The sequence below is a fragment of the Thaumasiovibrio clandestinus genome (genome assembly GCF_047250365.1).
Classification (GTDB): domain Bacteria; phylum Pseudomonadota; class Gammaproteobacteria; order Enterobacterales; family Vibrionaceae; genus Thaumasiovibrio.
In genome coordinates, this window is record NZ_JBLBVL010000024.1 from 1 (window position 1) to 20746 (window position 20746).

The window sequence follows — 20746 nt, forward strand, 5'->3', positions numbered from 1 at the left end:
TGGTCGCGCTGGGCTTTTGAGAGTAGGGAGTCCCGTCCGCTCCGCCACTTATCAAGAAGCCCTGTCAGTAATGACAGGGCTTTTTTGTATGTATGATATTTTGCATTAAAGAGTATGACTTAACTCTAAGTTCGGCCTTTAATGGTTACTGTTATCGCCATTTGAGCGTTGTATTTATACGTGATTACCCATACAATGCGTGTTCTATAGGGGTGTAGCTCCAATTGGCAGAGCAGCGGATTCCAAATCCGCGTGTTGGGAGTTCGAATCTCTCCACCCCTGCCACATTTTAAGGCCTAGTCGCAAGACTAGGCTTTTTTGTGTCACTACAAATAGCGGTGATTAACTTACGCATATGCCAAAATACTGAGAGTTTTTGCATAGGAAACTCGCTTGGTTAAACAATATTCACTTAAAGTTGAACGTCAATATCGTGGTTAAACTGTAGGCATCCGTACTACAGTCTCATTATCATTAGTACTTACACATTTATGTCCTTGGGGATAGGCCTTTCTGATGTACGAGCAGATCAGGCTCGTGTGCTTTCTCTGATTGTGAAAGGTATAGGGTTCTTGGGTGCCGGTATCATGATGACCCAGAATGGTCAGGTACATGGTGTTACTTCAGCCGTCATAGTGTGACTGTTAGTCACTGTAGGTGTATTGATTGCTGTTGATAAGTTAGAAGCTAGCTTTCGATTCTTACAAAATGGGGTGTATCAACATATCAAAGTACGCAGATCTAACTGTCGAGCAAGGGTGGGAACGTAGTACCCCTATTTTATCGGAGGTTTACAAATGGATTTCCAGCAGGAATACAGGGTGGGGTTTAATGAAATGCGGCTTTCTTTACAAAAGCCGCTAATTATCTTTTATATTGCTAGTTCACTATTTCTAGTAAATTAGTTGCCCATGATATCCATAACAATATCAGTCGCAGCTTTGGCGCCAAGATTTATTGACTCAATATCAACGCGATAGTCTGGGTTATGCGGAGCAAATGGTACAAATTCACCTCTGAGGCGAGCTTCTTCGAATAGGTCATGCTCTGCGGTGCCCATATATACGTAGCTAACTTTTACGCCAGGGATGCCCTCAACAAGCGTTGCTGCATCTTCAGAGCCTGCAGATGTGAACCCTGGAATAACTTTGGTAATGTAATCTTTTTCCTTCATTACATCAGCAATACGATTGGTCAATTCAGGGTCATTAACGACAGCTGTTGCGTAACCTTTGTGCTTGAATAACGGCATATTGTCTTCTTCGACACCATTCGCCAGTGCAATCGCATTAGAAATGCGTTTGATGGCTTTTACCATGTCTTCATGCACTTCTGGTGTCGAGAAATGTAGTTTTAGCTTTAGCGTCGCTTCTTCAGTAATAACGTTGTTATCAACACCCGCGTTAACAGCACCGATAGTAAGGATTGCAGTCTCTTGCGGGTCGGTATAGCGCGATACTACAGTTTGAAGTTGAGTGATTGCTTGGCCAGCCATTAAAACTGGGTCGTTAGTAAATTGTGGCGCAGAGCCATGACCACCGATACCACGGAAGGTGATATCAATATGTTCAGATCCTGTCATGATACGACCCGGTTGAATAAGCATCGTGCCTGTTGGGAATGGAACCGTATGCATTGCTAAGAAATGATCTGGCTTAGGAATGCCGTGAACGTCGTAAAGGCCGTCTTTAACCATTGCATGTGCACCTTCAATCGGCTCTTCTGCAGGCTGTGCGATCAGTACTAACGTTCCGCTCCACTCTGAGCGCGTCTCTGTCATGGTTTTCGCCATGCCGAGCAGCCACGTAGTGTGTGCATCGTGGCCACACATATGAGAAACATAGGTTTCGTTACCATCAAGGTTGGTGACTTTCACATTACTCGCGTAAGGTAAGCCAGTCTCTTCTTTTACAGCGTTGGCATCCATATCAGCACGGTACATTACGACAGGACCGGGGCCATTCTCTAATACCGCAGCGACCCCAGTGATACCAATTCCTGTCGTTACTTCAAAACCCAGCTCTTTTAATTCATTCGCAACGATTCCTGCTGTGCGATGCTCCATAAAGCCTAATTCAGGATTGGCGTGGATATCTTTATAGATTTCTTGTAGACGAGGAGTGTCTGCGTCGATGAGCTTATGAGTCGTGTTCGCTGCAACAGGAAGACTTAATCCCATCGCGACAGCAAGAGCGATAAGATTAGATTTGGTTGAATACTTCATTTATAGACCTTTAGTTCGCAAATTTTCGTATTTGTAGGTAAACGTTTTTTATCTACAAAACTATAAGCTCGATTTGCTAACCATAAAAGGACATAATGGTCGGGAGTTGCGTACATTTTGAGGGGAGTGGTATGTTTACATTAGAACAGGTTATCTGTTTTGATATGGTGTGTGATACTTGTAGTTATAGCGAAGCGGGGCGAAAACTTAATCGAAAGCGAAATACTGTACGTGAACATATAAAAGCACTCGAAGATGAATTGGGCTTCACATTATTTGATATTTGTGGGAAAAAGTTACTTCCAACAGCGAAAGCAACGTTATTGCGGCAGCGCGCTTCTCATATTGCGAAGCACGCACGAGATTTTGAAGCTGTTGCTAGAGCACTTTTCGATAATACACTGGATAGATTGGTACTGGTTCATGATGTATTTATTCCTTCAGGATTTCTTGCAGATATCCAAAATGAAATTAATCGTTGTTTTCCAGCGATGCGCTTGGTTTTTCAGCAAGCCTCCCGGCAGGATGCTTACAATGGCTTAATCCAAGGTCATTATCACGTTGCACTTTTATCCAGTGAAAACCGTACCAAAACAACATCAGAATTGGCGTTTATTAATATTGGTTCAATAAAACTTGAGCCTTATATTTCGTCAGTACATCCGTTAGCTCAAAAAAAATCCGTTTCTATTGATGAGTTGCGTATTATTCCGCAGTGGATGACAGAAGATGCCGTGAATAGTGAAGGAATTGGTCGTTTGGCCTTTTCTAATCAATGCCATACTGTTAGTTCGCTACCTTTGTTGCAAGCCTTGCTATCGAAGGATGGGTGGAGCACGCTGCCTCGCCACATCGCCGCGCCACTACTTGCCACGAAGATGATTAAACGTTTACAGATAGATGAGATGTTGCAACCCATAGGTGAGCGAGTGTGTGCATTTATGCCTATAGGGTACGCATCAATACCTGAAATGGTGAAGGTAGTTGAGTTAATTCGTCTTTATGCGCCTAATTACTTTCATTAGCGCTAGCTAGTCATAACGAAAAGGCCTTAATCTTTCGGTTAAGGCCTTTCAATATCAGTATCTTATACTAAAGATGGCAATGCAGTCTTATTGCATGTGCTCATCTAGGAAAGATGTGATGCGATCGAACAATGCCATGCGAGTACCATCACTTGCAACGGTTGGTGCATGGAACGGGTAGCTGTGTCCAAAGCCTGGTACCCAGTTAATCACAAACTCAGCATCAGAGCGCTCTAATAGCTTAATCATGCGTGGGAAGTGGGCCATCATTGTTCTGTCGTCATTTTGTGAGTACGTCAGTAGCGTTGGTGGAATGTCTGAGTCCATCACGCTTGCATCAAATGCGATTTCAGCACCTGACATTGGGAAAATTGCAGCAAGTGGTGCTTTAAATCCATACGCAGCATTCATACTGATACCGCCACCTGCAGAGTGACCACCCATTGCGATACGGCTTGGGTCAATGTTGTAAGTCTCTGCGTTTTCAACAAGATGATCTACCACTTTCACTGCATCTTCAAATGCTGATACACCCGCTTTCCATAGGGTTAATTTGCCTTCTTCGCCTTCTGCTGTTTCTAGGCCTAGGGCAGCACGTGCACGAGATACACCGGCTAACATAACGTCATCGACATAGGTGTCTAGATCGGCATAAAGGTTTGCTTCACCTGGTTTGTGATCAGGCTCTGGCCATTCTGGCGCTAAACGGTACTCAGGAACAAAGGTAACATAACCTGCCGCGGCGAAGTTACGACCATACTCTTGTGGGGATGATTGAATCGCACCTTCAATGCGGAATGGAGGTAGGAATTTACCACCACGGTGGTGACCGCCGCCATGTACGTAAATGATCGCAGGAAGAGAATCATCGTTTTCCATGCCGGCAGGATAGTAGACATCCATTTTTAGATCACGAAGTACGATGTCACCATGCTGACCATCTGGACGTACAGCCCCTTGACCATAGGTAACGTCTTGCTCTACGGAGAATCCAAAGATGCTATCGGCATCTGATGTTTGAGCAAATGCACTCGCAGACATTAATAGCGATGCCGCTATTGCTAGCTTTTTCATGTTAAACCTCATACTACTGGTTATTGGAACGCATAATACGTTGACGACATGAAGTGTAATCGATAGATTACCAACAAAAAAATACCATTTGGAAGCTAACTACCAACAAATAAGGAAGGGGTGATGATTACAATCGAGCAAATACATAGCTTTCGACAGGTGTATTTACTGGGCTCGTACAGTGCTGCTGCTGTAGCAATGAACAAAAAGCGCAGTACTATTCGAGATTCTGTGCTCGCCTTAGAGGATGCTACTAAGGTCACATTATTTGAAATTAATGGACGAAAAGCGATTCCAACGTTTAATGCACATCAACTTTTTATTCGCGCACAGAACTTAAGTAAGCAGGCAGAAGACTTTGAGGTTGCGGCGTTGTCGCTGAGTCGTGAAGAGGTGTTGGCTGTCACGGTTTTCTTTGATGGCATGCTTCCTTATGACATGCTGGTTCAGATCGATCAGCAGATGAGAAGCCTGGAACCTCGCCTGACGATAAATTGGCGGAATATGTCGAAGAATAAGGCATATGAAATGATCGAGGCTGGCGCAGGTCATTTGGCACTGTTAGCGATAGAAAATAAAACGCAAACACAGGCGAGAATTGAGTCCAATTATCTCGGCGCACTGCCTTTATCTTCCTATTGTATTCCGAGTTCAGCATTGGCTAAACAAGAAGCAACAATCGATGCGTTGCGATTATCAACACAATACATGCTCGATAGCAGCGGTGAAGGAGGGGTGGGTCATTTCGAAGTAGCCAATACAACAAAGGTTGCCGGGAATTTACCGCTATTGGTTCGAATGATGACCGACGATAGCTGGGTGATTCTTACGCCGGATAATGCGCAGCCGTACATCGATAGGGGCCAGCTGACGAGGATCGCACTATCAGATCGCAAACGTGATTATCTCTATGGCATAGGTTTGTTTCATGGCTTAGGACTTGAATACCACCCACAGATTAAAACACTATTAGATTGTATTTTTGATGTCGCGGATGATTATTTGCAATGAGTGTGATTAAGGCTGTTGAGGGAAGAGCCTGAATACAGGTAGAAACGTGTGCCTATTCCATATGACTAGTGGTATCTTAATCTTATAGAAACAACCTAGTAGGAATGAAAATGCCCCATTTACGAATTCGCGCCATTAAGGCTGACACAGTGCAAGTACTGTCAACGGAGCTCGTTAATCAACTGCAACCGTTAATGGACTGTCCACGAGAAGACTTTACCATTGAGTGTATATCGACACAGTTTTTCTTTGATGGGCAGTCATCACAGGCCTACCCCTTTGTTGAGGTCTATTGGTTTGATCGTGGCCAAGCGGTACAAGATAAAGTGGCGGCAGTGATCACCGATTTAATCAAACAGGTACAGCCATGTGATGACTTGGCTGTGGTTTTCACCGCGCTATCTCCAACGGCGTATTATGACAATGGTGCGCACTATTAATGTTGAGTAAGCGACAAAAGCTGCTGACCGCATCGGCTATCGTTGTAATGGTGGCGGGGGGAGGGGCGTGTCAATTTGTCGATAGGGCAATAATGATCCCCGAATATGCCGAGGTGCTTACTCTCGACAGCCAGCAGCTGCGTTGCTTTCAGAACGAAAACTCAGAGATTAAGCCGTTAGACAATAATGGCTTAATCAATTTAACAGTATGGAATATCTATAAAGGTGGAAAGCCGGGTTGGCAAGAAGGACTCAACCAGTTCAGTCACCATGCAGATTTAGTCTTACTGCAAGAAGCCAGTCTGCATGATGAATTTCGGCAATATTTAGAACAGACACCTTGGCAAGTCGCGATGGCGAATGCCTTTACCTTCTTTAGCCACTCAGCTGGGGTACTTAATCTATCGCGAACAGCTGCGTTGCAGTCTTGTGCGTATCTTTCTGTTGAACCTTGGCTTAAGTTACCTAAATCTGCCCTTTATGCTGAATTTTTGTTGAGTGATGGACAAACATTAGCGGTCGTCAATCTACATGGCATCAATTTTACGCTGGGGACAGAGCAGTATCAGCAACAACTTGGTGCATTAACCGCCGCCTTACGCTATCACGTTGGTCCGATGATTGTTGCCGGTGACTTTAATACTTGGCGTAAAGGTCGGCAGCGAGTAGTGGAGGATTTTGCGAAAGAGTTGGGATTATCGCATACTTTGTTCAATGATGATTATCGGACGCGAGTGTTAGGCTTGCCACTTGATCACTTGTTTTATCGTGGACTACAACTTGTTGAAGCGAACGCACCACAGACAGATGCCTCCGATCATAACCCTCTATTGGCACAGTTTCAGGTGATGCGGTAGAGATACGGGTTGGGATATTGACAGGTTAACGTCAAATAGAAAAGTGGCCCAATAAATGGGCCACTAATAGATATGCGATAGCAAATAGAATCTAGGCGATTAAACGCTCACTTTTGTTACATCAACATGCAGAGTCAGACGTTGACCTGGTTGCAGGTAGCTGTTGCTGTCTAAGTTGTTCCATTTCATCAGATCAGAAACACGCACTTTGTAGCGATTGGCAATAACACTTAGGTTGTCACCACTTCTCACCTGATAACTGATGGTGCGAATAATGCCGCCGTCTTGCGTATCCTTCCACATGGTCAGCTTTTGGCCGACGCGGATGGTCGAATTACGGGTAATGCCGTTCCAACGGGTTAAGTTATCAATCGAGACTTTCTCGTTGCGTGCAATGGTCCATAAGCTGTCCCCTGCTTTTACTTCATATTCCACACGGTAGCCATTGCCGTGCGTGTTACGGCTGCTCGCAAGTACAGAGCTGCGATTCGCAATGATAGAACTGTCATCCTTTAAGGCGACAGGTATCATAATGTGGCGGCCTGCGCGTAGCGAGGGGGAGTCCATATCATTGGCACGCATAATCAATGCGGTGGTAGTGTCATGCTTTTGTGCTAGAACACTTAATGTATCACCGGGTTGAATCTGATAACGGATCAAGTTCATGCCTTGTTGGTTATTGGCCGTCAGGTTTTCGGTAAAACGGTTCGCTTTATCTAGGGGGAGCAAGAGGTGGTTTGGGCCATCTGGTGCGGTTGCCCACTGATTATAGGCTGGATTATAGCTTTGCAGCTCAGCCACTGTCATCTCGGCATACTTCGCCGCCAGGGCCAAGTCCATTTGAATACCAGGCTCAACAACTTTTACCACTGGTTTGTTAGCGATGGCAGGAATAGACATGCCATATTGTTCAGCATTTGCGATAACGTCAGCGACAGCGAGCAGTTTAGGCACATAATCACTGGTTTCACGCGGTAAACTTAATGACCAAAAATCGGTAGATTTACCAGCATCACGGTTGCTACGAATTGCGCGGAATACACGTCCTTCACCGGTATTGTAAGCTGCTAAGGCATGTAGCCAGTTCCCACTAAACTTTTTGTTTAGGTAGTCAAGCAGATCCAATGCGCCATCGGTAGAGCGATCAACATCACGGCGACCGTCATACCACCAGTTTTGCTCTAGACCAAAACTGCGTCCAGTTGGCGGGGTGATTTGCCACAATCCGGCTGCTCGACCGTGCGAGTATGCGAACTGATCAAATGAGCTTTCAACGATAGGCAGCAGTGCCAGTTCGATAGGAAAACCTCGTGCTTCGACTTTTTCAGTGATTAAGTGCAAAAAAGGTTCGGCACGCTTTGCCACGGTTTGTAAATGTGAGGGATTGCGCAAGTACCAATTTTTATAATGCTCCACGCGTGGATCACCATTAGGCACCGGCAAGGATAGCTGCATAGAAATACGACGCCAAACATCTTCTTGTTCTTGAGGTGTGGCTTGTTTTTCTGTCTCAACAACGTTGTCGATGCCTGTCGCGTTTACGTCGCTGGGAGTGTCTAACTTATTGGTTGAAGACAATGTATCAAGTTGAGCCGACGCCTCATTTATTGGCGTAGTCGTTTCTTCTTTTGTTTCGTTTGTTTCTGGTTGTTGCGTCTTTAATGCGGTATTCGATAGTTGGCATCCGGCCAGTAATAGCGCACTCGCTACAAAAAATTTTGTTTTCATAAAATGCTGTCTTTTGCCAAAAATGGTCGTGGATCATACTGACCCACTCCGTTTGGTACAAGTATTTTTGATTAAAAATTGTCCTTCCAACGTCGTAGTTCTGTAAATGTTTCTAACTCACCTTTACATTGAGTCCGATCACTCACAGATTGTATAACGTTTGTTTGCGTACAACGCAGGAAAGGGTTAATGGCTTTTTCTTTGCCGATGGTGCTTGGTAATGTCGGCATTTCTCTAGCCCTCAGCAGATTAACTTGATCACGGTACTCACTGAGTTCTTGATTGCCTGGCTCGACAGTCAGTGCGAAAGCAAGGTTGCTGCTAGTATATTCGTGGGCACAGAATATAAGCGTGTTATCTGGCAAGGTGGCGAGGCGTTGAAGTGAATGATACATTTGCTCATATGTCCCTTCAAATATTCGCCCACAGCCAGCAGAGAACAAGGTGTCACCACAAAAGAGCTTATTGTCACCAATATAAGCGATATGGCCTGCGGTGTGTCCCGGGATATGCCAGACTGTGAAGTTGACGCCAAATAACTCAAGTTGATCTTGTTCATCGACGGTAACCGATAGACCTGGCACGGGGTCGTGTTTGGGGCCGATAACCTGACATTCTGGGAATTGCCGTTTTAGTTCACTGATCCCGCCAGTGTGGTCGGCATGGTGGTGGGTAATGAGTATGGCGTCGAGCCGCATTTGATGTTTCTCAAGCCATTTAAGTACGGGTTCTGCAACGCCAGGATCAACAACAATGGCTTGACCTTCTGGATTGTGAATCAGCCATATGTAATTGTCATTAAAAGCGGGTATGCTCTTGATTGTTAGCATGCGTTTTCCTTCCCTGAGGTGGTGAGCATTCATTATATGAAGCCAGCAAGAATTTCCAAACAAATTCGGGCACCAAAATCGTGGCATCTTTTAGCGAACGGTGCATGGGCTCGCGAGTTAATTCAAGCTCGCCTTGACGAATGGTGTCCGAGAATCTTCGGTTATCACTTTTTAAAGCTGGGTGGGCTAAGCTGTGAACTGCTAAGTCACCACTGTAATGTCCCTCATCATATCCAATTAGATACCCAGAGTCCGTATCGAAACTTAACGGCTGAGTTAGATGCCCTCCCTTTTATTGAAAAATCGATCGATGCATGTTTGCTAGTTAATCAGCTAGAGTACAGCGCAGATCCACATCGATTGTTGCGCGAAATTGATCGTGTGTTAATTGATGATGGTTATCTATTGATCGCAGGCTTTAATCCAATCAGTTTATATGGTTTAACTTCGTTATTGCCATGGAAACGTAAAAATTACCCTTGGTGTGGGCGGCGGTTCTCCCCTTATCGAGTTAAAGATTGGCTGGGAGTGCTCAATTATGAGGTGATTCATCACGAATCGTTTGCCGTGTTGCCAGCGACACGCCATGAGGTCTGTTGGGCATGGGCTGAAAATATGCTTGTCGATTACTTATCGTCGGTAGGGTGTATGTATTTTATTGTCGCGAGAAAGCGCACCTCGCCACTTAAACCGATTAAACCGGGGTGGTTATTACGGCGTCGAATCGCTACCGCGAGAGTCAATGTGCGTTCGGCCGGGCGCAGGGCAGCTTCATTAACTAAGCTATACCGCCAAAAATAACGGCTGTCTCTACAGCCGCTTTCTGGGGGCTATGCGGGTTGATAGCCATCATCTGGGCGTGTTGGCGCTTCCGCTGCTGCGCGAGCAAGATCATCGCAACGTTCATTTTCTGGGTGTCCAGCGTGCCCTTTAACCCAATGCCAATTAACGCTGTGGCGTTGACACTGTTCGTCTAAGCGTACCCATAAGTCAGAATTTTTAACCGGCTTTCTATCCGCTGTTTTCCAACCGCGTTTTTTCCAATTGTGGATCCACTGCGTGATACCTTGTCGAACATATTGGCTATCCGTGGTTAATTCGACTGAGCAAGGCTCTTTTAGAGAGGCGAGTGCAGCAATGGCCGCGAGTAGCTCCATGCGATTATTGGTGGTAAGGGAAAATCCTTCGCTGAGCTCTTTTGTATGCTTATTGTAGCGTAATAAAGCACCATATCCACCGGGTCCTGGATTTCCCAAGCAAGAACCGTCTGTGAAAATCTCTACCTGTTTGCGCATATTTGGTAGTATTCAGTAATTGATGATGCCAATAGTGTGACACAGTTACTATGTATGAAGCCAGAAGCAAGCGAATTATCGTATTAGATACCGAAACCACCGGTATGAATTTGGGCAGCGGCCCCCACTATCTAGATCATCGGATCATTGAGATTGGGGCGGTTGAAATCGTAAACCGTAAGCTGACCGGAAATAACTTTCACGTTTATATTAAGCCCGATAGACAAATTGATCTTGAAGCGATCGGTGTTCACGGTATTACCGATGAATTTTTAGAAGATAAGCCCGAATATGCCGAGGTCCATCAAGCCTTCTTGGATTACATCAAAGGGGCAGAACTCGTCGCGCATAACGCGCCGTTCGATGTCGGTTTTATGGACTACGAGTTTCAGATGTTAGACCCTGCGATTGGTAAAACGGAAGATTTCTGTCAAGTTACCGATACGCTAGCGATGGCGAAAAAGATCTTTCCAGGCAAGCGCAATAACTTAGATGTGTTGTGTTCTCGCTATGGTATCGATAATTCGCATCGAACCCTTCACGGCGCATTGCTCGATGCTGAAATTTTAGCTGATGTCTATTTGATGATGACGGGGGGGCAAACCAGCCTGTCATTTGTTGATGCCAAAGGGGAAGCTGGTGGCGAGACAAATGCGGAAGGAAGCATGACACGGCTCTCATCAGGACGAAAAGCATTAAAGGTTATCACAGCGTCTGCCGATGAAATAACAGCACATGAACAACGTCTTGATCTCATTGCAGAGAAAGGAGGGGCCCCTCTCTGGCGTCAATAGGAATGAAAATGGTATTACGGATTATTAGCTTATTCGCGGGTTTTCTGTTTGTTGGTACATTGTACGCAGATACGGATATGCAGTGGCTTGATAATCGTTTTCGCGTTGATCCGGCGATTAAGCGCATAACGTTTATTATTCAGCGTGAAGAGCCGTCACAGTCAGCGATACTGGTGCGCCCGGATGGAGGAAAATATTACGCATCACGTCACCCAGAATACATTGAGTGGTATCAAGGTGATGATGTTGATATTGTCTCGGTTGAGCAGCCAATGCCGGGCCCATGGCAAGCGATTGGTAAAGTTTCTAAACAGAACCGTATCCAATTGATCAGCAACATTAGCATGCAAGTTGATCACTTTCCGGCCCGCCTGTACAGCAGTGAGGTGATTAAATTTACCGTTTCGCTGCTCAAAGATGGAAAACCATTAACAAACCGTAATTTTTTGCAGCATGTACAACTGCAAGTTGTATTTACGGCTGAATACGATAGTAGTGATATATACCCAGATTACGCCGAACCAGCGCCGCAAGTCGTCGCTCAGTTTTTAGATGATGGGGTTGGCTTGGATGAAAAAGCTGGAGATGGGGTCTTTACCGCCGCTTTGCCCGTTGATGTTTCACCAGGGCGTTATCGGGTTAGTATCGTGTCTAAAAATGAATTGTTTACGCGTGCGCAAGAGCAGGTCGTATTGGTTTATCCAAGCCCTGTGATGATTAGCTTTGTGCAAGGGCGAGGACAAAAAGAGGCACATAAAGTCGTCGTTGATGGTGAGGTTGGGTCTATTCACCCGGGAAGCCTTGCCCTTCATGTGGAGCAAGTGTTTCCAGATGGAACGGTTGGGGTCAGTCAGGCACAAGCGTACCTTGATGATATGACCTTAAGCGCGCGCCTTGAAAATGGTCAAGCGCCTGGGCGCTATACTTGGCGAGGTTGGCTATATGCAACTGATGGATTCGAGCAGCGCGAGCTTATTTTTCCACTACCGGAGCAACACTTTGCCGTTCAAGGTGCGTTGCGTTTAGATCGTAACTTGGCTGAATTCAGAGCCGCAGAAGAACGTAGACAAAAAGAAGCGGAGTTGCAGTATCAAGCAGAGTTAGCGGCACAAGCACGGCGAAAATTTTTCATCAAAATGGTGTTAGGCAATTTAATATTGATGGCGCTAGGAGGAGGGTTAGCTTGGTGGTTTCGAAGACAGAAGCGAGCGTTATCTTAAACAGGTTAAACGGCAGTTGTGCCGTTTAACCTGTTATAGCATCAACACGGTTAAATTAAGCGGCGCTGATATGTGGGGCAGAATGACTCTGCTGAACAGGTAAGGCTTCAGGTGCAAAGTCATCGACATTTATGGAAGCCAGTCGCCCTTGTTCTGCCTGCCTTAACAGTTGCGCTTCTTGTTCATTAATCACCCCTTCACTTAACCCCAGCTCTGCGATTTTATCGAGTTGGGTGAATGGCATCTTTTTGCCTGTTGAATGGCAGATGCGTTCATAAATGGGTTCTGCAGCGAGAATATCGACCAGTGCTGCCTCAAGTTGTCCCACCGGATTATTGTCGGTGGCAGCCAAATATTGGTGACGCCCAATTCGGCTGCGGGTCGCTGATGGGGTTTGGAGGATGTGCGCAACGAGATGATCGAGTTGATCACTGGGGCGGTAGCGCATTTTCCCGGTCGGCTGAATGATTCCACGTAATAGTGCTGCCAGCGTGCGATTTGGGAAGTTGCGCAGCAACGCTTCAATGGCCTCTTCAGCTTGATATAGCGCATCTTGAACAGCCCAGTGCACGAGAGGGAGGTCTTCAACGTGACGGCCATCATCATCAAAGCGTTTTAAAGTGGCAGAGGCGAAGTACATTTGACTTAAAATATCGCCAAGGCGAGCAGATAAGCGTTCCTTGCGCTTTAAGCTGCCACCAAGTGTTGCCATAGATACATCTGCCAATAGCGCCATGTTGGCACTGTAGCGATTCAATCGCTGGTAGTAGCGTTTAGTTTGGTCGTTAAATGGAGTGCTACTTCCCCGCCCGTCGAAAATACCTAACCATAATGAGCGAAATAGATTACTAGATGCAAAGCCGATATGGCTAAACAACGCATGATCGAATGCCTTAAGGGTTTGTTCGTTTTCTGCACTATAGGCTGCATTCATCTCTTTTAACACGTAAGGATGGCAGCGAATCGCACCTTGACCAAAGATGATCATTGAACGGGTTAAAATATTGGCCCCTTCGACCGTAACGGCAATAGGAGCACCTTGGTAGCTGCGAGCCAGGAAGTTGCTCGGCCCCATGCAGATACCTTTACCACCCGCAATATCCATCGCGTCAATGATGGCGCGTTGGCCACGGTGGGTGCAATGGTATTTGATAATGGCTGATATCACGGACGGTTTTTGGCCTTGATCTATGCCAGCCACGGTAAGTGCACTGGCGGCATCCATCGCATAGGCATTGCCGGCAATGCGAGCGAGTGGTTCCTCAATGCCTTCCATTTTCCCGATAGGTAACTTAAATTGACGTCGAATGCGCGCATAAGCACCCGTTGCCATTGCCGCCGCTTTTAGCCCTCCAGTTGCATTTGAGGGTAAGGTAATACCTCGGCCAACAGACAAGCATTCAACCAGCATGCGCCAACCTTGCCCGGCCATTTCAGGCCCACCTATAATGTAACTCAAAGGTACAAACACCTTGTTACCGCGGGTCGGCCCATTTTGGAAGGGGATATTGAGTGGGAAGTGGCGACGTCCAATTTCTACGCCGTCGGTGTTGGCTGGAATTAGCGCGCAGGTTATCCCCAAGCCTTCTGTTTCACCGAGCAAGTGCTCAGGATCAGACAGTTTGAATGCCAGTCCTAGTACGGTCGCGATTGGGGCCAAGGTGATATAACGCTTATTCCAAGTTAGCTCCATTCCGACAATTTCTTCTCCTTGCCAAATGCCTTTTTTCACAATGCCGAAATCGGGGATTGCACCAGCATCAGAGCCAGCTTCAGGGCTGGTTAAGGCAAAGCATGGGATTTCCTCACCACGAGCAAGGCGGGGCAGGTAGTATTCTTTTTGGGCATCGGTGCCGTAATGTTGCAGTAATTCCCCTGGCCCGAGTGAATTAGGAACACCGACAGTTGAAGATAGTACGCCAGAAACGCCAGCCAGTTTTTGCAAAACCAACGATTGAGCATGGGCAGAAAACTCGAGACCGCTATATTTCTTTTTGATGATCATGGCAAAAAATTTATTATCTTTTAAAAACTGCCATACCTCTGGCGGAAGGTCTGCCAATTGGTGTGTAATTTCAAAATCTTTGGCCATCGCACAAAGTTCATTAACGGGCCCGTCAAGAAACGCCTTTTCTTCAGCAGATAGGCGCGAGACAGGCACATCATGCAGTTTCTTCCAGTCAGGGTTTCCGGCAAATAGCTCGGCTTCCCACCATACCGTCCCGGCATCGATGGCCTCTTTTTCAGTGCGTGACATTTCGGGCATAACTTGCCGGAATAGCGCTAAGATCTTCTGGCTTAGAAATAAGCGAAAGAGACTGATATTTAAAAAACCAGCTAATGCGATAAACGTTATCCATATTAAGGTGCCCACGAGACTAAGCGCACTACCTAATGTCAGTGCAAGTAATAGGGCGATAGTTTGCGTTTTTAGACTTGCTCTGTGGTACGCAAGTCCGCCAAGCAGCATGAGCAGAGCTCCAAAATACAGTAATGCCATCATTATCGTCTCCTTGCTTGGTAAGAGGTCTAACCACTATACAAGGTAAGCACAAGGTTGATGGGTTGTAAACTTAATGTTAATTGGTTCGTGGTTAAAATTGATATTTTGCTCTATCCAGAGATCCGCTGATGAGATGGGCACCTATTTCGATGGTGTTCTTATCACAGCATTTTTTCGAAGGAGTCGACATACCGTGTATTTTGCAGTTAAATGGCTGCAATCATATTGTTGTCATGAGCAACGCAAGAGTAAGAGAACAGAGTATGTATAGTGATTTAATTCGCGGTGAGTTAGAAGAAGCGGCACGCGTACTGAATGAATTTTTAAGTGCGGACGAGAATATTGCGTCAATTGAGAACGCAGCCAAGTTAGTCGCTGCGTCATTTAAGCAAGGTGGCAAAGTGTTATCGTGTGGTAATGGCGGTTCACATTGTGATGCCATGCACTTTGCTGAAGAATTAACAGGACGCTATCGTGATAACCGTCCAGGTTATCCAGGGATTGCTATATCAGACCCTAGCCATTTATCTTGTGTGAGTAATGACTTTGGTTATGAGTACGTTTTCTCGCGTTATGTCGAAGCCGTAGGCAGCCAAGGCGACGTTTTACTGGGTATTTCTACGTCGGGTAACTCGGGGAATATCTTAAAGGCGATGGATGCCGCGAAGTCGAAAGGAATGAAAACCATCGCGTTAACCGGCAAAGATGGTGGAAATATGGCCGGGGTTGCTGATATTGAGATCAGAGTGCCACATTTTGGCTATGCTGATCGTATTCAAGAAGTTCATATTAAAATCATCCATATTCTTATTCAGTTGATAGAAAAAGAGATGGAAGCATAAAATAGAAAGGAGAGCACAAGGAGATGTGTGAGCTTTTAGGTATGAGTGCCAACGTGCCAACAGATATCTGCTTTAGCTTTACGGGGTTGATGCAGCGTGGGGGCAATACTGGTCCACATTGTGACGGTTGGGGGATTACCTTTTATGACGGCAAGGGCTGTCAGAATTTTAAGGATCCTCATCCGAGTTGTGAGTCCGAAATTGCTCAGTTGGTCCAACAATACCCAATTAAAAGCCGTGCGGTGATTAGCCATATTCGGCAAGCCAATCGCGGTGAAGTGAGCTTAGTGAATACTCACCCTTTCACTCGTGAACTGTGGGGCTGTTATTGGACTTTTGCACATAACGGACAGTTAGCGGATTATGCGGCACTAGAGACAGGACGTTTTGTTCCTGTTGGTGATACCGACAGTGAAATTGCATTTTGCTGGTTGCTGAATCAGTTAGAAACACGCTTTCCAACCCGACCAGACAGCACGGAAGAGCTGTTTGCTTTTATGGCGCAGTGTTGCGATAAGTTACGTGCGTTAGGGGTTTACAATATGTTGCTTTCTGATGGCAGTGTTGTGGCTAACTATTGCACCAATAAATTGTATTGGATTACGCGACGAGCACCGTTTGGTAAAGCCTCGTTGATTGACGATGATGTAACGATCGACTTTCAACAAGAGACAACCCCAAATGATGTTGTTACCGTGATTGCCACACAGCCGTTGACCAATAACGAACAGTGGACACGTATGTTAATGGGTGAACTCTGTGTTTTTGAGCTCGGTGAAGTGATCTATCGGCGTGATGGAAGCGCTCATGCAGAGCCGCAATAGCACAGGTGCTACTTACTTATGGCAATAAAAAAAACGCGACGTTACCGTCGCGTTTTTTATTTTCTGTTTGCTTATGCCCTATTCGTCGCTAGCGTAGCCTTGAATAGGCAGCACAAGAGAGTCTAAGATTGCGAGCCCATTCTCCATCTCTAGGCGGCCACGTAAAAACCAGTCAGCAACCAACGGGTAGATCTTGTGCTCTTGTTGCTGAACGCGTGCTTGAATCTCATCGACATCATCGTTATCAAAGATTGGCACTTTAGCTTGCAAAATAACAGGCCCACCATCTAACTCCTCAGTGACAAAATGAACACTCGTACCATGTTCTTTGTCGCCAGCGTCTAGCGCGCGTTGATGAGTATGAAGCCCGGGGTATTTCGGCAGCAGTGATGGATGAATATTTAGCATTCGGCCCAGATAACGGCGTACAAAATTTGGCGATAAAATACGCATATAACCAGCGAGAATGACTAAATCGGGGTCATAGTGATCAATTTTATCGGCGAGAGCTTGATCGAAGCTTTCTCGGCCATCAAAATCACTCGCACTGACACTGATAGCATCAACGCCAGCTTGACGTGCTCGCTCCAAACCATACGCCGTCTCTTTGTTGGAGATAACTGCGACGACTTGGCTGTCGGCAATGGTGCCTTGCTCGCAAGCATCAAGTATTGCTTGTAAGTTCGACCCACTACCGGATATAAGCACAACGATCTTTTTCATCGGTTAGATAATCTCTACTTGCTCTTCGCCGTCGGCTGCGTTGGCAATCGAACCTAGTAGCCAAGCATTCTCACCTTCAGCTTTCAGGATCTCAATGGCTTGTTCCGCTTGGGCTTGTGGTAGCGCGATAACAAGACCAACACCACAGTTGAAGGTACGGTACATTTCGTATGTCTCAACGTTACCTTTCTCTTGCAGCCAGTTAAAGATAGCCGGCCATTCCCAACTGTTGCCTTGTACAACGGCTTTAGCGCCTTGCGGCAGAACGCGCGGAATGTTTTCCCAGAAACCACCACCAGTAATATGTGAGATCGCATGGACATCAGTGCTTTCAAGCAGTTTGAGTACTGACTTAACGTAAATTTTTGTTGGTTCAAGTAGGTGATCAGATAGCGTTTTACCTTCTAGCTCAGCACTTAAATCAGCGTTAGAAACTTCGATGATTTTACGCACCAAAGAGTAACCATTCGAGTGTGGGCCACTTGAACCTAGTGCAATCAATGCATCGCCAGCGGCAACTTTCGTGCCGTCGATGACGTCCGCTTTTTCAGCAACGCCAACACAGAAACCCGCGACATCGTAGTCTTCACCATGGTACATGCCAGGCATTTCAGCGGTTTCACCACCGATAAGGGCACAGCCTGATTGAAGACAACCTTCGCCGATACCAGCAACAACCGCTGCTGCTGTGTCGACATCTAGTTTGCCAGTGGCGTAGTAATCGAGGAAAAATAGCGGCTCAGCACCTTGAACGATTAGGTCGTTTACACACATGGCAACCAAATCGATACCAATGGTGTCATGCTTTTTCAAATCCATTGCCAATCGTAACTTGGTACCTACACCATCAGTGCCTGATACCAGTACTGGCTCTTTGTATTTTGTCGGTAGTTGGCATAATGCGCCGAAACCACCAATCCCTCCCATCACCTCTGGACGGTGGGTGCGCTTAACCACCCCTTTGATACGATCTACTAACGCGTTACCGGCATCAATATCAACACCTGCATCTTTGTAACTAAGAGAAGAATTATTACTGCTCACAAGGGGCCTCACCACATTGAAGATAAAAAAGCCACGCTATTCTAACAGCAGACTGAGCCTAAAGGAAAACGTTTGCGTCAAATTTTTTTCTCTCTTTTGATACGGTTGAGATTTGAATGCTGTTTATTATGCGCCACTACGATATAATTAGACGGTTTAGGTAATTTTTACAGGGCGTAGCACTATGAAAGTCGTTGAAGTTAAACATCCACTAGTAAAACACAAACTTGGTCTGATGCGCGAAGGCAATATCAGTACTAAGCGTTTCCGTGAATTAGCGACAGAGGTGGGAAGTTTGCTGACATACGAAGCAACCGCGGACTTTGAAACAGAGAAAGTCTCAATCGAAGGCTGGAACGGTCCGGTTGAGATTGATCAAATCAAAGGCAAGAAAGTGACAGTCGTGCCAATCTTGCGTGCGGGTCTTGGTATGATGGACGGCGTATTGGAGCACATTCCAAGCGCTCGAATCAGTGTTGTCGGTATTTATCGTGATGAAGAGACACTAGAGCCAGTTCCTTATTTTAACAAACTAGCATCTAACATTGATGAGCGTATGGCATTGGTTGTTGACCCTATGCTGGCCACTGGCGGCTCAATGATTGCCACCATTGACTTGCTAAAAGAGAATGGCTGTAAATCAATTAAAGTGCTAGTTCTTGTTGCGGCACCAGAAGGGATTGAAGCACTAGAAAAAGCGCATCCAGATGTAGAGATGTATACTGCGGCTATCGACGAGAAGTTGAATGATAAAGGTTATATCGTTCCAGGGCTTGGTGATGCAGGTGATAAGATTTTCGGTACTCAGTAATCACTAAGTAGTGATAAGTGACATCGATTAATAAGGGCTTTACTGAGGTAAAGCCCTTTTATTATTAATGACTTTTCTTATTAATTAGCGCTTGGCTCATCGGCAATTTCATCGCCGATATGGCTCTCACCCAGTTTTCTCGGCAAGATAAGATTCAAGATAATTGCCACGATACCGCACAAGCTCACGCCTTGTAGACTGAAGTCTCCCACGCCCAGCGCCATTCCACCAATACCAAATACCAAGGTAACAGCAACGATAACCAGATTACGCGCATCGTTTAAATCAACGCGGTTTTTGATCAGGGTATTCAGGCCAACGGTGGCAATAGAACCAAACAGTAACATCATGATGCCGCCCATTACTGGCATTGGAATAGTTTGCAACAATGCGCCGAGCTTGCCAACAAAAGCGAGTGTAATCGCCGTAACAGCCGTCCATGTCATGATCACGGGGTTATAGGCTTTGGTTAGCATGACTGCCCCCGTCACTTCACTATAAGTGGTGTTTGGTGGTGCACCAAACAGTGAGGCGGCAATGGTTGCAACGCCGTCACCTGCAATGGTGCGGTGTAGTCCCGGCTTTTTCAGGTAGTCTTTTCCTGTAACATTAGAAATAGCTAACATATCACCGACATGCTCAACTGCTGGTGCGATAGCCACTGGAATCATGAACAAAACTGCATTGATATTGAATTCAGGCATGGTGAAGGCAGGAACAGACAACCACGCGGCATTTTGCACTGGACTGAAGTCAACAATACCGAAGAATAAGCTGGTGGTGTACCCGACAATGATGCCCGCCATAATCGGAACCAGTTTTAAATACCCCTTTGCAAAAACGCTAAAGCCAATAGTCGTTATTAATGCCAAGCTTGAGACAATCAGTGATACATCGGCGTCCATTATCTGAGCGCCATCGCCACCGCGTCCTAGTGCCATATTAACGGCTGTTGGTGCAAGACCAAGACCGATAACCATGATAACCGGCCCCACAACCACGGGTGGAAGGATGCGGTGAATAATGCCAACGCCGCGTACCTTGATGATTCCACCCATGCAGATATAAACAACACCAGCTGCCATTAGTCCGCCCATGGTGGCCGGGATTCCCCATGTTTGGATACCAAACATAATTGGCGCAATAAACGCAAAAGATGATGCAAGGAAAATAGGCACTTGGCGACGGGTAACCAGTTGGAATAACAAAGTACCGAATCCTGCACCAAAGAGTGCAACGTTAGGATCTAGACCAGTGAGCAGTGGAACAAGTACCAATGCACCAAAGGCAACAAAGAGCATTTGTGCTCCTTGAATAACATGCAGCATGGGGGAAACCTCTAAAAAAATAAAAAATCGGCGAATACTATCATGTGATATTCGCTATGCCTATTCGAGACTTTTGTCAATATTGGCACCTGCCCTCTTGCATGGTTGTTTCATAGCTATATGTGATATAGATCGTATTTTGATAATTTAAGTTAAGCTGGCGAATGAGAATA

At 45.9% G+C, this 20746-nt stretch carries 19 protein-coding genes and 1 tRNA gene; 11 read left to right on the forward strand and 9 right to left on the reverse strand.

Going from position 1 to position 20746, the window contains the following annotated elements:
- Nucleotides 1-208 precede the first annotated feature (208 nt).
- A tRNA-Trp gene (locus ACKLNH_RS19265) sits at nucleotides 209-285 on the forward strand.
- A gap of 616 nt (nucleotides 286-901) precedes the next feature.
- Here the strand turns inward: ACKLNH_RS19265 and ACKLNH_RS19270 are convergent.
- Nucleotides 902-2224: an amidohydrolase gene (locus tag ACKLNH_RS19270; RefSeq protein WP_413113892.1), complete on the reverse strand. Its 1323-nt coding sequence runs from the start codon at nucleotides 2222-2224 to the stop codon at nucleotides 902-904.
- A 131-nt stretch (nucleotides 2225-2355) separates the two neighbouring features.
- Between ACKLNH_RS19270 and ACKLNH_RS19275 the strand changes: the two genes are divergently transcribed.
- Complete coding sequence (locus tag ACKLNH_RS19275) at nucleotides 2356-3249, forward strand: LysR family transcriptional regulator (RefSeq protein WP_413113893.1); 894 nt, start codon at nucleotides 2356-2358, stop codon at nucleotides 3247-3249.
- Nucleotides 3250-3336: 87 nt separating this feature from the next.
- Here ACKLNH_RS19275 and ACKLNH_RS19280 read toward each other — a convergent pair whose 3' ends face one another.
- Nucleotides 3337-4323, reverse strand: a complete 987-nt coding sequence (locus tag ACKLNH_RS19280) for an alpha/beta hydrolase (protein WP_413113894.1) — start codon at nucleotides 4321-4323, stop codon at nucleotides 3337-3339.
- 123 nt (nucleotides 4324-4446) lie between these two features.
- Here ACKLNH_RS19280 and ACKLNH_RS19285 point away from each other — a divergent pair, with 123 nt between their 5' ends.
- The 3 genes from ACKLNH_RS19285 (at nucleotide 4447) to ACKLNH_RS19295 (ending at nucleotide 6631) form a co-directional block, all read left to right on the forward strand.
- Entirely contained in the window at nucleotides 4447-5334 is an 888-nt protein-coding gene (locus ACKLNH_RS19285) for a LysR family transcriptional regulator (protein WP_413113895.1), read from the forward strand.
- Between the two features lie 110 nt (nucleotides 5335-5444).
- Nucleotides 5445-5774 (forward strand): DUF1904 domain-containing protein, encoded by a 330-nt coding sequence (locus tag ACKLNH_RS19290; protein ID WP_413113896.1) that lies wholly within the window; start codon nucleotides 5445-5447, stop codon nucleotides 5772-5774.
- Nucleotides 5774-6631: an endonuclease/exonuclease/phosphatase family protein gene (locus tag ACKLNH_RS19295; protein ID WP_413113897.1), complete on the forward strand. Its 858-nt coding sequence runs from the start codon at nucleotides 5774-5776 to the stop codon at nucleotides 6629-6631. The genes ACKLNH_RS19290 and ACKLNH_RS19295 overlap by 1 nt, the downstream gene beginning before the upstream one ends.
- 99 nt (nucleotides 6632-6730) lie before the next feature.
- Here the strand turns inward: ACKLNH_RS19295 and ACKLNH_RS19300 are convergent, their stop codons facing one another.
- Nucleotides 6731-8359, reverse strand: coding sequence for a LysM peptidoglycan-binding domain-containing protein (locus tag ACKLNH_RS19300; RefSeq protein ID WP_413113898.1), 1629 nt, complete (start codon nucleotides 8357-8359; stop codon nucleotides 6731-6733).
- A 71-nt stretch (nucleotides 8360-8430) separates the two neighbouring features.
- A complete protein-coding gene (gloB, locus tag ACKLNH_RS19305) occupies nucleotides 8431-9189 on the reverse strand; it encodes a hydroxyacylglutathione hydrolase (RefSeq protein ID WP_413113899.1) in 759 nt (252 codons plus the stop codon).
- A 36-nt stretch (nucleotides 9190-9225) separates the two neighbouring features.
- Here gloB and ACKLNH_RS19310 point away from each other — a divergent pair, with 36 nt between their 5' ends.
- Nucleotides 9226-9990 carry a methyltransferase domain-containing protein gene (locus ACKLNH_RS19310; protein ID WP_413113900.1) on the forward strand — a complete coding sequence of 255 codons (765 nt, stop codon included), beginning with the start codon at nucleotides 9226-9228 and terminating at the stop codon, nucleotides 9988-9990.
- Nucleotides 9991-10019: 29 nt separating this feature from the next.
- On the opposite strand, the gene rnhA is transcribed toward ACKLNH_RS19310, so the two are convergent.
- Nucleotides 10020-10484, reverse strand: coding sequence for a ribonuclease HI (gene rnhA / locus ACKLNH_RS19315; protein ID WP_413113901.1), 465 nt, complete (start codon nucleotides 10482-10484; stop codon nucleotides 10020-10022).
- A gap of 50 nt (nucleotides 10485-10534) precedes the next feature.
- On the opposite strand from rnhA, the gene dnaQ reads away from it, so the two are divergent.
- Together dnaQ and ACKLNH_RS19325 are read left to right on the forward strand one after the other, a co-directional pair.
- A complete protein-coding gene (dnaQ, locus tag ACKLNH_RS19320; RefSeq protein WP_413113902.1) occupies nucleotides 10535-11278 on the forward strand; it encodes a DNA polymerase III subunit epsilon in 744 nt (247 codons plus the stop codon).
- Between the two features lie 8 nt (nucleotides 11279-11286).
- Entirely contained in the window at nucleotides 11287-12498 is a 1212-nt protein-coding gene (locus ACKLNH_RS19325) for a TIGR03503 family protein (RefSeq protein ID WP_413113903.1), read from the forward strand.
- 55 nt (nucleotides 12499-12553) lie between these two features.
- Here ACKLNH_RS19325 and fadE read toward each other — a convergent pair whose 3' ends face one another.
- Nucleotides 12554-15001, reverse strand: a complete 2448-nt coding sequence (fadE, locus tag ACKLNH_RS19330) for an acyl-CoA dehydrogenase FadE (RefSeq protein WP_413113904.1) — start codon at nucleotides 14999-15001, stop codon at nucleotides 12554-12556.
- 263 nt (nucleotides 15002-15264) lie between these two features.
- On the opposite strand from fadE, the gene lpcA reads away from it, so the two are divergent.
- Entirely contained in the window at nucleotides 15265-15843 is a 579-nt protein-coding gene (gene lpcA, locus ACKLNH_RS19335) for a D-sedoheptulose 7-phosphate isomerase (protein ID WP_413113905.1), read from the forward strand.
- Nucleotides 15844-15866: 23 nt separating this feature from the next.
- On the forward strand, nucleotides 15867-16667 hold the full coding sequence (locus ACKLNH_RS19340; protein WP_413113906.1) for a class II glutamine amidotransferase: 801 nt from the start codon (nucleotides 15867-15869) through the stop codon (nucleotides 16665-16667).
- A gap of 78 nt (nucleotides 16668-16745) precedes the next feature.
- Here ACKLNH_RS19340 and purN read toward each other — a convergent pair whose 3' ends face one another.
- Together purN and purM are read right to left on the reverse strand one after the other, a co-directional pair.
- Nucleotides 16746-17390 carry a phosphoribosylglycinamide formyltransferase gene (purN, locus tag ACKLNH_RS19345; RefSeq protein WP_413113907.1) on the reverse strand — a complete coding sequence of 215 codons (645 nt, stop codon included), beginning with the start codon at nucleotides 17388-17390 and terminating at the stop codon, nucleotides 16746-16748.
- A 3-nt stretch (nucleotides 17391-17393) separates the two neighbouring features.
- Nucleotides 17394-18434 (reverse strand): phosphoribosylformylglycinamidine cyclo-ligase, encoded by a 1041-nt coding sequence (purM, locus tag ACKLNH_RS19350; protein WP_413113908.1) that lies wholly within the window; start codon nucleotides 18432-18434, stop codon nucleotides 17394-17396.
- A 184-nt stretch (nucleotides 18435-18618) separates the two neighbouring features.
- Here purM and upp point away from each other — a divergent pair, with 184 nt between their 5' ends.
- Nucleotides 18619-19245 carry a uracil phosphoribosyltransferase gene (gene upp / locus ACKLNH_RS19355; protein WP_413113909.1) on the forward strand — a complete coding sequence of 209 codons (627 nt, stop codon included), beginning with the start codon at nucleotides 18619-18621 and terminating at the stop codon, nucleotides 19243-19245.
- Nucleotides 19246-19325: 80 nt separating this feature from the next.
- Here the strand turns inward: upp and ACKLNH_RS19360 are convergent, their stop codons facing one another.
- Complete coding sequence (locus tag ACKLNH_RS19360; RefSeq protein WP_413113910.1) at nucleotides 19326-20573, reverse strand: uracil-xanthine permease family protein; 1248 nt, start codon at nucleotides 20571-20573, stop codon at nucleotides 19326-19328.
- Between the last annotated feature and the right edge of the window lie 173 nt (nucleotides 20574-20746).